Source organism: Pseudoalteromonas sp. AWM4_233 (genome assembly GCF_056158285.1).
In genome coordinates this window covers 862,868-874,806 of the sequence record NZ_JBSWSZ010000113.1, presented here as the reverse complement: position 1 = coordinate 874,806, position 11,939 = coordinate 862,868, and the positions used below count along the sequence as shown (strand labels likewise).

16 protein-coding genes are annotated in these 11,939 nt (G+C 38.7%); 14 read left to right on the top strand and 2 right to left on the bottom strand.

What is annotated here, in order from left to right; translation table 11 throughout:
* The first annotated feature begins 47 nt into the window (after nucleotides 1-47).
* The 14 genes from ACXAC4_RS25285 (at nucleotide 48) to ACXAC4_RS25220 (ending at nucleotide 7,409) form a co-directional block, all read left to right on the top strand.
* Nucleotides 48-227: a hypothetical protein gene (locus ACXAC4_RS25285; RefSeq protein WP_475167249.1), complete on the top strand. Its 180-nt coding sequence runs from the start codon at nucleotides 48-50 to the stop codon at nucleotides 225-227.
* A gap of 140 nt (nucleotides 228-367) precedes the next feature.
* On the top strand, nucleotides 368-814 hold the full coding sequence (locus tag ACXAC4_RS25280) for an energy transducer TonB (protein ID WP_475167247.1): 447 nt from the start codon (nucleotides 368-370) through the stop codon (nucleotides 812-814).
* Between the two features lie 109 nt (nucleotides 815-923).
* Nucleotides 924-1,187, top strand: coding sequence for a hypothetical protein (locus ACXAC4_RS25275; protein WP_475167243.1), 264 nt, complete (start codon nucleotides 924-926; stop codon nucleotides 1,185-1,187).
* 468 nt (nucleotides 1,188-1,655) lie between these two features.
* A complete protein-coding gene (locus ACXAC4_RS25270; protein WP_475167242.1) occupies nucleotides 1,656-2,354 on the top strand; it encodes a hypothetical protein in 699 nt (232 codons plus the stop codon).
* 127 nt (nucleotides 2,355-2,481) lie between these two features.
* On the top strand, nucleotides 2,482-2,907 hold the full coding sequence (locus tag ACXAC4_RS25265; protein WP_475167240.1) for a VOC family protein: 426 nt from the start codon (nucleotides 2,482-2,484) through the stop codon (nucleotides 2,905-2,907).
* Nucleotides 2,908-3,161: 254 nt separating this feature from the next.
* Entirely contained in the window at nucleotides 3,162-3,311 is a 150-nt protein-coding gene (locus ACXAC4_RS25260; protein ID WP_475167238.1) for a hypothetical protein, read from the top strand.
* A gap of 39 nt (nucleotides 3,312-3,350) precedes the next feature.
* Complete coding sequence (locus ACXAC4_RS25255) at nucleotides 3,351-3,875, top strand: thioredoxin family protein (protein WP_475167235.1); 525 nt, start codon at nucleotides 3,351-3,353, stop codon at nucleotides 3,873-3,875.
* A 62-nt stretch (nucleotides 3,876-3,937) separates the two neighbouring features.
* On the top strand, nucleotides 3,938-4,426 hold the full coding sequence (locus tag ACXAC4_RS25250; protein WP_475167232.1) for a GNAT family N-acetyltransferase: 489 nt from the start codon (nucleotides 3,938-3,940) through the stop codon (nucleotides 4,424-4,426).
* 176 nt (nucleotides 4,427-4,602) lie between these two features.
* Entirely contained in the window at nucleotides 4,603-5,016 is a 414-nt protein-coding gene (locus tag ACXAC4_RS25245) for a YybH family protein (RefSeq protein WP_475167230.1), read from the top strand.
* A 119-nt stretch (nucleotides 5,017-5,135) separates the two neighbouring features.
* A complete protein-coding gene (locus ACXAC4_RS25240) occupies nucleotides 5,136-5,468 on the top strand; it encodes a DUF6419 family natural product biosynthesis protein (RefSeq protein WP_475167228.1) in 333 nt (110 codons plus the stop codon).
* Nucleotides 5,465-6,214, top strand: coding sequence for an MBL fold metallo-hydrolase (locus ACXAC4_RS25235; protein ID WP_475167224.1), 750 nt, complete (start codon nucleotides 5,465-5,467; stop codon nucleotides 6,212-6,214). Before ACXAC4_RS25240 ends, ACXAC4_RS25235 begins: the two co-directional genes overlap by 4 nt.
* A gap of 33 nt (nucleotides 6,215-6,247) precedes the next feature.
* Complete coding sequence (locus ACXAC4_RS25230; RefSeq protein ID WP_475167223.1) at nucleotides 6,248-6,673, top strand: hypothetical protein; 426 nt, start codon at nucleotides 6,248-6,250, stop codon at nucleotides 6,671-6,673.
* 58 nt (nucleotides 6,674-6,731) lie between these two features.
* Nucleotides 6,732-7,112 (top strand): hypothetical protein, encoded by a 381-nt coding sequence (locus tag ACXAC4_RS25225; RefSeq protein WP_475167220.1) that lies wholly within the window; start codon nucleotides 6,732-6,734, stop codon nucleotides 7,110-7,112.
* A 108-nt stretch (nucleotides 7,113-7,220) separates the two neighbouring features.
* Nucleotides 7,221-7,409, top strand: coding sequence for a hypothetical protein (locus ACXAC4_RS25220; protein ID WP_475167218.1), 189 nt, complete (start codon nucleotides 7,221-7,223; stop codon nucleotides 7,407-7,409).
* Between the two features lie 107 nt (nucleotides 7,410-7,516).
* Here the strand turns inward: ACXAC4_RS25220 and ACXAC4_RS25215 are convergent, their stop codons facing one another.
* A complete protein-coding gene (locus ACXAC4_RS25215; protein WP_475167215.1) occupies nucleotides 7,517-8,743 on the bottom strand; it encodes a DUF1552 domain-containing protein in 1,227 nt (408 codons plus the stop codon).
* Between the two features lie 28 nt (nucleotides 8,744-8,771).
* Complete coding sequence (locus tag ACXAC4_RS25210; protein ID WP_475167214.1) at nucleotides 8,772-11,939, bottom strand: DUF1592 domain-containing protein; 3,168 nt, start codon at nucleotides 11,937-11,939, stop codon at nucleotides 8,772-8,774.

Genomic DNA, 11,939 nt, shown 5'->3' with positions numbered 1-11,939 from the left:
GGCAAGTGTTAGCTAAACGATAAGTCGAGTAGGAGGTTAATGTTTTTATGAAGAATAAACATCCTAAAAATCATAAATCAAATGGTATTGTTGATTTGTTTACCCCTCACACTGAATTGGCGTTGTTGAGCTCAATGCGAAAATCTAAGACTTTAACAATAATGGTTTTAGTTTTTGTATTAGCGGTTATCGGCTTCTTATTTTTCTTCTTAAGAATGGTTAAATAAATATCTTTCACTGAAACGTTCAAGGTAAATTATAAAATTAACAACCTTTTGAATATGCTAAATTCAGTAGATTATTAGCGCTTATTTTGAGTTAGTTCTGATAGCCCTTAAAATAGAATAATAAAACCAAGGAGAGAGCAGTGCATAAATCTTACTTGTTAATACCTCTAACCTTTACTTTGGCAGCGTGCACATCAATACCTGAGACTGAACACGCTCAATCGAATTACGTAGACTTGTCTGCGAAAAAACACGTCAAACTTGTTGAAGAGTATTGGACTGTCGTTAAAAGAGTTGAACCAAGATATCCGGTTTCTGCAGCCAAGAAAAATATATCTGGTTGCGTTGACTTGATTGTAGGCATAGATCAAAACGGAAAACTTAAGGGTTACAAGGTGCGCTCTTCCTTCCCTAAAGGTGTTTTTGATAAGAATGCCGCAGCAGCATTGACTAAATGGAAGTGGAAGCCGACTGAAAAAAATAAGGATAGTATTCCCGTCTTAACTTCTGTTCGTTTGGATTTTACGACAAGTAGAAACCCAACTGATATTGAATACCTCAAAAATTGCCCAGCTCGTGAAATTTAATTATAAAAAGAACGCAATAGTCGTTAAAGTAAAATTAAAAGTACGAACAAAGCCTAGTTGATTTTGTTCGTATCCAGTAAATTGTTGATAACTATTTTAGTAGTTATTTATGCCTGATAATAATATGGAGTTTAATTTTAAAATGGATAAAAAAAGTTTCAGTGAAGTACCAAAAGCATTCGGTATTGGATTTGCGTATGGTGTTGGGATCGTAAGTCTTCTTTTAGCTATATATTATTTAGTTCAAGGTTACTCCAACAGTCACCTGCAAACGAAAACCTTATTTTACTTAATTACTGGTATTTCTTGCATTTATTTAGGCAGTTGTTTTAAAAGGTTTAAAAGAAAAACGTTTGAAGAGAAAGGCAGTTAATAGGCTTTATTCAAAATTAGCAATTCCCACAGCGTCTATTTTTAAAACAAAAGCATTAAAGACGGCTAAGCAATGCGCTTTAGGATATGTATGAACTTGTACTAAACAATCACATATAATTATCTTGGATAGTCATTTAAAAAGGTATCAAAGTGTCAGGTCTTGCTTTGTGCAAGCTTTGCACGGTTCAAGACCTGAGCCCACTATTTTATTGTCGCTGAGATCCTAATTTCCCGGTTAGCGCGACGTTAAAATTATATTCAAGAACAAGGAAAAATTCGAGAGGCTATGAGAAACAAACTTCAATATACCATTATTGTATCAATGCTAGCGTTTTTAGCATCATGTAGTTCGATAGAATCAAATAAGTCTCATTTTGTCGATGGGTCTTACAAGTATGCAACAGAATTAAGTTGCAAATCTCGAAATCCAAACAACATAAAATACTGTAGTTGCTTTTCTGAGGTGATGAATAAAATCTCACCCCATAAAATCAAGTCAATGGCTAACGACCCTTCTAAAACTAGCGAAGTAACCAAGGAAATCATTCAAATTATGATTTCTAATTCTAGACAACTAAATGAATGTGACAAATATAAAATCATATCAAAAACCATCCCAAAAGTTGAGGTTACAGGCCTAGCCAAAGAGGTCATAAAGATTAATAAAGACAAAATACTAACTCCAGAATTATTGGATGACTTTGAACCATTGAATGAGAACATCGGTTATGAATTTGCGATGCATAAAAAAGGTGCTGATACTTCAAGAGCTGCGAAGTATAAGTTAACTAAGATTGAGCAAAATAAATACTTTTTTGATTATGTTTATTCAGACGGTAGAGTTTTGAAAGAGAAATACTATTGGGAAAAAGGGTTTAACTACATACAGATTGAAAAAGACGGGAAATATATATACAAAATTAGAACTGGACTGGAAAAGTGTAAGTTTGTTCTTGGAGCCTGCTCGTTCAAAACATCTTTTGGAAGAGTTCAGCATGTTTATACAGAATTTCGAGATGGTATTTGGTTTATTAGCTATCAAAGGTTTGGAAAGAAAATAGTAGATTTAAATATTTACGAAGTTAATGGTTTTCCGCTCTATGAATATCATTATGTAATGGGTAATAAAACACACTTGGAGACAGTTAGGATAGACAAATTTTAATAAGTGCCATCAACTGGCTACCAAAGGGGTCAGGTCTTGCTTTGTGCAAGCTTTGCACGGTTCAAGACCTGCGCCTAATTTAATGTAACAGCTTCTGCTCGGGGCGATAGTTTTTAAGGAGAAAGTAATGAATCCAGCAATTAAAGGGTTAGGTGAAACGGTATTAAGAGTTCGAGATCTGGATAAAATGAAAGAGTTCTATTCTAACATTATTGGTCTTGAACTGATCAAAGAGTTTCCTAAGGTGGCATTTTTTAAAATTGCAGAGGGGCATGGTGGTCATACACAAGTGATCGGTTTATTTGCTGAAGAGTTACCCAGAGCATTTGTGAATGACAACATCGCAACAGTTGAATCAGCATGTTCTAGCCTGCATCATTTTGCATTGGAAATCTCATCAGAAGATTATTTAGCTGAAAAAACACGCTTAGAGAATGCTGGGTGTGAGGTTATCACCGCTGAACATACCTGGTGTCAGTGGAGGTCGATTTATGTCAAAGACCCTGAGCAAAATGTTGTAGAGTTAGTGTGTTACGATAATTCTGTTGTGTAAAAGCATAGCGAATTGAGTTACTGGGAAAATTATTGAGTCGTTCTTTGTTATTTGCTGTGCTAGTAAAAATAACCCAGTAAAATTATCGATTCAAATGCCGTTAAACAGCATCTATGTATCTAAAGAGCACTGCTCAGAACTGAACATATAACACTAAACAGATGAATTTAAATCTGTTTGGTTAAGTTAACTCTGTGAATACAGTATTAGTTTAATGGTTCTATCCATTTCAAATGTACGTATAAGGGAAATATATGAAAAACAAGAACCTATCTGACTCAAAACTCATCGCATATGCTGTACTCTTCTCTGCTGTAGTCTGTTTATTCTTTGCTTGGGGTTTTGAACTAGGAAAAACGACTGCGTTGAATACGAACGCGATGATAGCTGCAGCGAGCGAATAAAGAGTTAACATAAGCGGTCAGCCATAAAAGGAGATAACATTGAGTATTGGAAGCCACATTACAGGCAAGCTAAATAATATCGAATCGTTTATAGAAAATGCACCAATATATTTCTTACCTGTAAAAATTTTAGGTTGGATATTTCTGTTTTTAGCTCTGATGGTGACGAATTTACTTGCCATAGCCAAGTGGCCATTATCAGCAATGTCCAAAAAGGTGAATAAGAAAGCCCAAACTCTTAATGGGCCTTTGAATTTGTCTAGTGAAGATGAGTTAAGAAAAACCTTAGATTCGAATGAAATTGTCTTGTTGGATTTTTGGGCACATTGGTGTGGCCCATGTTTGTTAATGAACAACACAATCAATGATTTTGCGAAAGAGAACGCTGACAGTATCACAGTGGGTAAAGTTGATGTGTCATTAAACTCAACATTAAGTAAGCAATTTGCAGTTAGGGGTTTACCCACAGTAATTGTTTTCCAAAATGGTGAGGAAGTCACAAGAAAAAGTGGTTCGTTAACAAAAACACAGTTATCGCAATTGGTAACACAAGCAAAAAATTAAGCGCTGACTTTAGCCTGATAATTTGCTCAGGTTAATCTCGCTGATATGCCGAAATAGAGCGTATGGATATTAGACTTATCGAAGATTCTCACTGGAATGATATCTTGGCCATTCAAGCTAAAGCTTATCATGAGGTCGACTTAGAAGCGTTAGATGTTCTTAAGTCTAAACAAGTTGCGTCACCTGAAACCTGTTTTGTTTGTATTTCAAAGCAGAATGAAACTTTAGGTTATTTACTGGCGCATCCATGGGGAGATTCTGAGCCACCAAAATTGTTTGTGCAGCTATTAGACACCGTAAATAGCCAAACTTTATATCTCCATGATATGGCTGTTAACCCATACTCAAAAGGGCAAGGCATAGGCCGGACTATGATGGCAAAACTAATTGAAGTTGCCAAAGCTAAAGGGTTTAAGCGGATAAACCTTGTGGCAATTCAAGGGGCAGATAGCTTTTGGTCTTCACTGGGTTTTAAAGTAATAGTTGGGGCAAATATATCTTCAACTTATGGTGAAAAAGCAGTTTTTATGGAAAAGGTAATTGTGGCATAACAAAGTTTTATGGGATAACTATGTATGTCCTTGAGGTACTAGAACACAACACCTCCTCTATCATTTACAGAGGAGGTGTAGGAATAAATAATACGGAGATAATTATTAAATTAATCATTAAATTGGCAGGTATCGCTTGTATATTATTTACATTAGCGAGTTGTAGTGAGGATGTGATGTTGACAGATTCAACAATAAACAAAATTGAACTTGAAATACGTGAATCGTTCAATGGGCTGGTCGAAGCAGCTAATTCTTTAGATACAAGGCGTTACTTTGAGTTTTTCGATAAAGAGAAGTTCGCAGGTTTAAGTGCTAATGGCACCAACTGGAATTCTATTGAAGATTTTAAAGCATTGATTAACCCAAGCTTTGCTATGGTCGAAAAGATCGAGTCTTTAGAGTTTACTAACGTTCATATATCCGTTATTGATGCGAATACAGCAGTTTTGGTGAATGAATATGAGCAAAGTGCCCAGCTAAAGTCGGGTGAAATTGTCAAAGGTGCTGGCGGCGGTGTGCAAGTTTGGTCTAAAGCCAGTGGCAATTGGAAGTTGGTAAGTGTATCAGCGAGCAATAAAAGTAATTAGTTGAGCCAAAAATAAACTTCAAAAATAGTTAATTGAGGGTTTTTAGTTTAATTCTTCTTTGACTATTTACTTTACTATCTTCGCGCCGAGATTAGAGGTGCATTCGCCAAGGAGGCATTATGTTTAGAACTGTTATCGGGATTTCTATTGTCCTTTCTTTTATATGCATGCTGTTAGCAGCAGCCCCTTTCACGCCAGCAATCAGTCTTTCATTTATTTTTTTGTTGTTTGCTGGATTTATAGGTTACAAAGGTTTTCTTCAGTCGAGTATTGTTTTGTTATTCATTAATACTCTTGCTGTTGTAGGGAGCCCGGGTATAGATATATCGAATACCAGCACATTGGTTTTTATATTGGTTGTCTTTGTAATTTCTTTTGGTGGTGTCTTTTTTGGAGTAAGGAAATTAAACGGGGCGCAAAGTATTAACAATGAATGTAGAAATAACGAATGAAGAAAATAAAAATAACTGAAGGTTTATACCAATTTCAATTTCCTCCTTTTGAAAACCAACACTTTGGATTTAACATTTATGCTTTGATAAATGGTCAAGAAGCGCTGTTAATCGATACAGCATTTGAGCAACATGCAAAACAGGTTCGCGAGGATCTAAATAAAGAAGGCATTGAAATCACGAAAGTCGTTTTTTCGCATTTCCACCCTGATCATATTTCAGGTTTACCTGCACTTAATTCGCCGATTTTGTATGGTAATGGGCTCTATAAAGCGTCACTTAATAAATATACACCGATAGAAAAACATCATTTCTTTGATGCAATGAATACTTTAACTGAGCGCTCTCAATTAACTTTTGGCTCGTTTAATTTGACATTCAAATTGGTTCAAGGCCATGTTATTTGTGGCATGTTTACCGTTATCAATAATCAGTTTGTGCATGTAGCCGATGATTTAATGACTTCAAATGAAGGAACGCCACTTTTGCCTTCTGTGCATGTTGATAATGCTAAGAAGCATTTTGATTCTTTAGAGCTTCTTAAATGCTATGTTTCATGTACTTTATTATTGTCACACGGTAATGCGTTATCTGGAGAGTCTGAAATATTATCAGCCATAAGTGATAGACAATCTTATTTAGAAGCCATAACTAACAGTCCACAACCCATTTCGATAGATGCAGCGCTACAAGATACTCGTTGTGACTTTCTTCACAAAGAGTGGCATGAATATGTTTATCTTTAACGAGGTTAGCTCTCATCTTTGTAGGTACGCGTAATGGTGTTTGAATTCGACATAGTAAAATACCAAGTGATTGATGCCAAAATTAGTCTTTGTTTAGGTATATTGGTCATTTTGGCACTGATTGTGGAATTCTTAATTGGAACACATAGCATATTACTTTTAACTACTCTCATACCTTCAGTAATTTATTGGGCGCATAAGGGCTTATCAAGTGAAGCGTTTTTCAAGGAAAAACAAGCTCAAATCGTTAAAGTTGTCGATTCTAGGCTAATTATATTAAATCAGATAACAGGGTATGAATTTTCGAGAGACTTAAATAAAGTGAGAAAAGTAAAGTACAAAACTTTTTTAGGATTTAGTATTGTTGCCGTTGAATTTACATGTAATGAGTATTTTCAGTTCTTTTGCTATAAAAACTCAGAACATCTGTTTAGTTTATTAAATAAAGAACATTTTTAATAAACAGTGATTAAGTTTAGCTTTCTATAAAATAAAAGTAGGTATTTTAAGGATGAAAATGCAAAAAGCACATTTAGCAAATTTCAATAAAGCCTTTATAGAAAAGGCTGGCTGGATTATGGCTGGAAGTTCGCTAGCGCTATTGGGATTAATCATGGTTTTTAATAGCTCGGTATTGGCTTTAACGCTTGGCGCTTCAATTGGACTATTCATTGGCATGATTTGTCCGTTTTTGTGGCAAAAAAACTTTCAGTTTTTAAATCTCTTATTAGTGAACTTTTTGTTTATTTTGCCCTCAGTTTACTTAACGAATTCAACAGAGCAGGTTCATGTCACTTTTCAGTTTATCCTGACTGTCATTGCAGTCTCGGCTTTATGTTGGTTTGTCTTTAAATCTAAATTGATTGTCTTTCTAAAAATAATAAAAGAAGACTACTAGGTAAATAGTTTTACTCATTAATCCCATGTTTCTAAAGTGGTAATTACTTGATGTGATTGGCCGTAAATAATGGTTATATATACTAAGAATTATTAAAAGGAAGTTGTTATGGAGCCAAAAGACTTTACTGAGCATAATCGTGGTTTAACATTTTTTGATGTACTCGGTTTAGCTGTGTGTTGGACTGCAATCTTAGTTTTACTCTTTTTTATTAACAGTTCGCCGGGGGCCATAATCTTAGGCTTGATTACTGGTGGTTACTTGTCGAAGATTATCATTCAAAAAGAGAAGCTGTAATGGCTAAGAAGTGTTTTATGGGGCACAAACTTGAGTTACTTTGATTTAAATGTAGTAAAGCCCTAGCAGGGGCTTTACTACGGTGACTTCATTTTTAGTTATATCTATTAAGCAATAATCCCTGGGATCTCCTTACCAAAATCAAGACTGACACCACAGGCTTTTGCTGCCGTGTGTAGTAAGTCATGTTGGTTATAACCAGAGCCCATATCACTGACAACCCCCCGGTTTATTCGTGTGCCGCCACCCGCAATGAGGTATGAGCAAGGGTTTGCTGAATGTTTATCGGCATGACCCATATCTGAGGTTTCTAACACAATGGTACTATCTAGTATGCCCGCGGCTTTAAGCTTTTGGATAAAGTAAGCACTCAAACTACCTAGGTGACTTCGCATCTCGGTATAGTATAGGTAGTTTGGTTGGCCATTACTGCCGCCGTGAATTGCGTTGTGATAGTGGCCTTGGAAGTTCAATTCAGGAATTCTGAACTCTGATTGGTGATTACCAAACGCAAGCGAAACTGAACTGGTCAAATTGCACTGAAGTGCAGCGACAGCAATATCAGCCTGTAATCGCGCTTGTTGACTGAATGTGTCAAAGGTCAGCCCAAACTCAGTATTGTCTGGCGCAATACCACAAGAAACGCCGCCGTAGAGATCGTCTAAGCGCTTTTGGGTATCAGACATAGCGTCAAGGTGGTCGTTCATCCTTTGAATTTCATATCCTGCAAGGCGGCTTTTAATCGCATTAGCGGCTGACATATGCGCGTCTATGATGGGGGTTTTACTATTGCTACCCTGCGTTGATCCAAACACCATTTTAAACACGGTGAATGGGTTTTCTTGAAACGGCAGATGATTGCGATTGTCTTTGGTGAGCTGCCCTTGACCGTTACTATGTACACCTAGGTTTAGGTAGCGAAAAGGCAAGTTAGGCCCAAGCGCATTACCCATAGTGACATCGTAACTGTCGCTGCCCCAGTTCTCTGCGAGTAGAATAGGCATACGGCCATGTCCTGCATTTGAATGAGACATGTTGACCATAAAGTTACATTCAGTTTTTACTGGCTCATATCCGGCCGACATGGCACCAAGTTGCATGCTTTCACCGCTGCCGCTCGGGTTCCAAAGAGAAGCAATTGACCCGCCAGGGATATAAATTGAGACGGTTTTATTCGGTAGGCCTGCATCTTGTGCTTCTGCATCTCTTGCAACGAGTAAACCAGAAATCAAAGGAGATGTACGGATCAAAGTGGCAGAAATACCTGACGCCATAAATACTTTTAAAAGTCTACGGCGTGACATCATCATGTTATTTAAATGTTCATCTTTCATTTTGTTAACCTTCTTCGTGTGATCCGTGTTATTGATTTCTTGACCAAGCTTTGCGATAGCGTACTGACTTTAATGAAGCAAACTTTGCTAACATGGCTCTTGGACTGTCTTGCATTAAGGCATTAGTCAGCGTGTCTATTTCACACATGTAACCTATTTGCTCTGTCTCTGACAGGCGTTTGTTTTCTTCATTCGATGGGTCTATGGCATCATGGCCCACTCCGATGACATACCTGAACATCTGCTGCGGTAAACAGCTTTGTGCAGATGAAAGGCCGGCAATAACTGAGCCTAGTTGCTTGGCACCATTGAATGGTACAGAGTCGCTTACTTCAGAATACTTTTCTGGGGCATAGAGCGTGCCTGAGGCGTCTATTGGATTGCCATTATTATCATTGCTTCGGAGCTTGCCCACAGCATCAAAGTCTTCCATTCCGAATCCCATGGGGTTGATATATTTTTCATGGCAACTTGAGCAAGGCTGGCCTTCAGTTAGACTGTGGTACTTCATGCGGTTTGTGGTTGCAGGGTCTTGTAACATGTCAGACAGTTCGGCAAGTCTTTGCTCTCTGGCTTCAAATGTTCCAGCTGGTGGATCGGGTTGCTCTTGGCATAGCATTCGACGACGTACCCGCACCGAGCGAAGAATAGGGTGAGACTCAGCAACTTCCGCCCAGCGAGACATGAATGCGCCATTGGCTAATATGCCGCCACGTTCAGTTGTGTCTACCTTTTGCATTGTCTCTCCTGTGACGCCTGCAATGTTGTAGTGCTCTGCCAGTAATTGGTTCACAAATGTGAAATTGGCAGTATATAAAGAGCTAAAGCTTTCTTCAGGCTGAGTCATGATATACGAGAAGGTTTCATTCATCTCAGCTTTCATTGCCGGCACTAATTGCGCAAAACCAGGATAGATGTCTTGATCTTTAGTCGCGACTTCTAAACTGCCAGTACCTAACCAACTACCCACAAAATCACCCAATACTGACTTTGAGCTATCAGCTAAGCGGTTTGCATGTGCAATAATGTTTGCTTCGTCACGGAGTTCATCTCGTTCAGCCGCTTGCCAAAGAAGCTCATCGGGTGTTGAACCTGTGAAAGTATAAGAAAGGAAAGTCGCCATTTCCCAAGACGTCAGCTCAAATGCATCGTAGTCTAGCTCTGAGTTATCAGGGTTTGGCTCACCTAATTCGTGACGATAAATAAATTGCGGTGATGACAACAGCCCTTCAAGCGCAAGTGTCATACCAGCCTCAATGTCTCCATTGTTAAAAAAGCCAGTTGCAATCAATCTATAATTTTGTGATTCGTCTTGTGTAAGTGGACGGCGGAAAATTTTAGGCGCCAAGTCGTCTACTAAGCTATTCGCACAGTTTTCGTCTATGGCTTCACAACTCAATGCAGTTGCAAAGTTTTGTTCAGCAACCCATGTCGAAACCTCTTCTGCGACCAGCAAGTAATTACTGTAATTCGAGGGTTGAACACTTGCATGGGTATTATTGATAAAAAAACCTACCTGAGAATCAGGTGACAGCCCATCGGATACCAGAAAATCGATGCCAAGAAGATCTTCGACTGAATTTTGATACTCAGTTTGAGTTAAGATTTTTAACTGTCGAGCTCCGTATGCAACGGGTGCTACGTTTAAATCACAGGTCAATGGGGCTGGCCAAAGTGTCTGTAAATATGCAGCAATGTCTGTGGCGCATTGCTCGTCACACGCACTTGGTGTGCCATAAGGCATAGTTGTGGTGATGGTCTCAATCATGGTTTGCATATCTCGCTCTGTATTGAGCGCCGGAAATGAGCCTAAACCGCCGCCTTCTGAGCCGTGGCAGCCAGCACAACCTGACTTGTAGAGTTGCATACCTCTGGCAATGGGATCTGTTTGGGTCACAGTCACACGTTCAACATTACTGGGCTCTGAAGGCACAGAATCGTTGATGGCAATGACTTTGTAATCAAACTCACCAGATTCAGGTAAACCCGTCTCGTAAAAGCTTGCATTAGACGCAAGCTCTGCTGCAGTTTGCCATTGGCCGTCAACGCTTTTATAGCGCACTAAATAATTGCTCTCATTGTGACTATTATCTTGCCAGTTCAACTGTGCTTTACTTTCACTTGAGACAAAATCTGCACTGAGCTCAGTCGGTGCAGCAGGCTTGTCTGCCATCGCGACTGGCTCAAAATTGTCTTGTTCGGCAGTTGAATAGGTGAGGTTAAAATAGACAGGAACCGTTTCTCCAATACTGCTGAGATTGGCAACAACGCGCAGTGCTTCAATACCATAATCCATCTCGAAGGTTTTACTGTCGATGATCAGCGGAGAAAGCGTGCTAACATTGATTTTGCCAGTTGCAAGTTTTACCACTAACACATCTAGACTTATTGTTTGATTAACGCCATGTAAGCTTATTTGGCCAGTGAGGTTCTGGATCACAGGGTTGCCAATGGTGAGATTACTCAGTAAGTCACTGTCAATTTGTGCACTAAAGAATGCGGTGGGCAATGTGTCAGTTTCAAACAACAGGTCTAAGATCCGACTATTTCTGATATCGACTCCAGTAGATACGGTATTTAAATCTACTGCTAGTTTTACGTTACCTTCGGCGTCGATACTACCAGATAGAGCAGGGGTCTCAGCATTTTGAGAGGCAAACTGGTTGTGCTCAGCCACGTGGTCTTTTTTAACCGACACATAACTGAGAACAGACTCTGTGCTATCGAGTTGCCATAACCCTGTTTCTGTTACAGTGTCTGGAGGCGTAGGCGCTGAGTTAGTACAGATATCGCCGCTGAGGTTGATATTCAGTTCGTCAGTTACTCCATTTTTATTGGCGACAAAGCCCAATCCGTAGGATTGATTAGCATGAATGCTATTACCTTGTGACGAGATTATGCAGCCAGTATCGCCACAATCGAATTGACCATTCCAACTATTCTGAAGAGAGATACCTTGATCCCATGAAAGTTCGATGGCCCAGTCGTTTAAGGTCTGATCTGACGTGTTTTGAATAACAATTTCGGCTTTAAAGCCAGTATTCCAATTATCTGGGATTGTCAAAGTACATTCAGCTGCTTGAGCGAAAGAGGCACTTGCCAGAAGACTAAAGCCGGCTGCGAATTTACTTATTATAGGTGTAACAGGTGCAGCGTGAATGATAGTGAATAATCGTTTTAGCTTATTGAATTTCAT

Excerpts from the sequence above, each read along its gene's own strand:
- ACXAC4_RS25285 (WP_475167249.1), top strand. The coding sequence starts at position 48 with ATGAAGAATAAACATCCTAAAAATCATAAATCAAATGGTATTGTTGAT.
- ACXAC4_RS25275 (WP_475167243.1), top strand. The coding sequence starts at position 924 with ATGCCTGATAATAATATGGAGTTTAATTTTAAAATGGATAAAAAAAGT.
- ACXAC4_RS25270 (WP_475167242.1), top strand. The coding sequence starts at position 1,656 with ATGAATAAAATCTCACCCCATAAAATCAAGTCAATGGCTAACGACCCT.
- ACXAC4_RS25265 (WP_475167240.1), top strand. The coding sequence starts at position 2,482 with ATGAATCCAGCAATTAAAGGGTTAGGTGAAACGGTATTAAGAGTTCGA.
- ACXAC4_RS25260 (WP_475167238.1), top strand. The coding sequence starts at position 3,162 with ATGAAAAACAAGAACCTATCTGACTCAAAACTCATCGCATATGCTGTA.
- ACXAC4_RS25250 (WP_475167232.1), top strand. The coding sequence starts at position 3,938 with ATGGATATTAGACTTATCGAAGATTCTCACTGGAATGATATCTTGGCC.
- ACXAC4_RS25245 (WP_475167230.1), top strand. The coding sequence starts at position 4,603 with ATGTTGACAGATTCAACAATAAACAAAATTGAACTTGAAATACGTGAA.
- ACXAC4_RS25240 (WP_475167228.1), top strand. The coding sequence starts at position 5,136 with ATGTTTAGAACTGTTATCGGGATTTCTATTGTCCTTTCTTTTATATGC.
- ACXAC4_RS25235 (WP_475167224.1), top strand. The coding sequence starts at position 5,465 with ATGAAGAAAATAAAAATAACTGAAGGTTTATACCAATTTCAATTTCCT.
- ACXAC4_RS25230 (WP_475167223.1), top strand. The coding sequence starts at position 6,248 with ATGGTGTTTGAATTCGACATAGTAAAATACCAAGTGATTGATGCCAAA.
- ACXAC4_RS25225 (WP_475167220.1), top strand. The coding sequence starts at position 6,732 with ATGCAAAAAGCACATTTAGCAAATTTCAATAAAGCCTTTATAGAAAAG.
- ACXAC4_RS25220 (WP_475167218.1), top strand. The coding sequence starts at position 7,221 with ATGGAGCCAAAAGACTTTACTGAGCATAATCGTGGTTTAACATTTTTT.
- ACXAC4_RS25215 (WP_475167215.1), bottom strand. The coding sequence starts at position 8,743 with ATGAAAGATGAACATTTAAATAACATGATGATGTCACGCCGTAGACTT.
- ACXAC4_RS25210 (WP_475167214.1), bottom strand. The coding sequence starts at position 11,939 with ATGAAATTCAATAAGCTAAAACGATTATTCACTATCATTCACGCTGCA.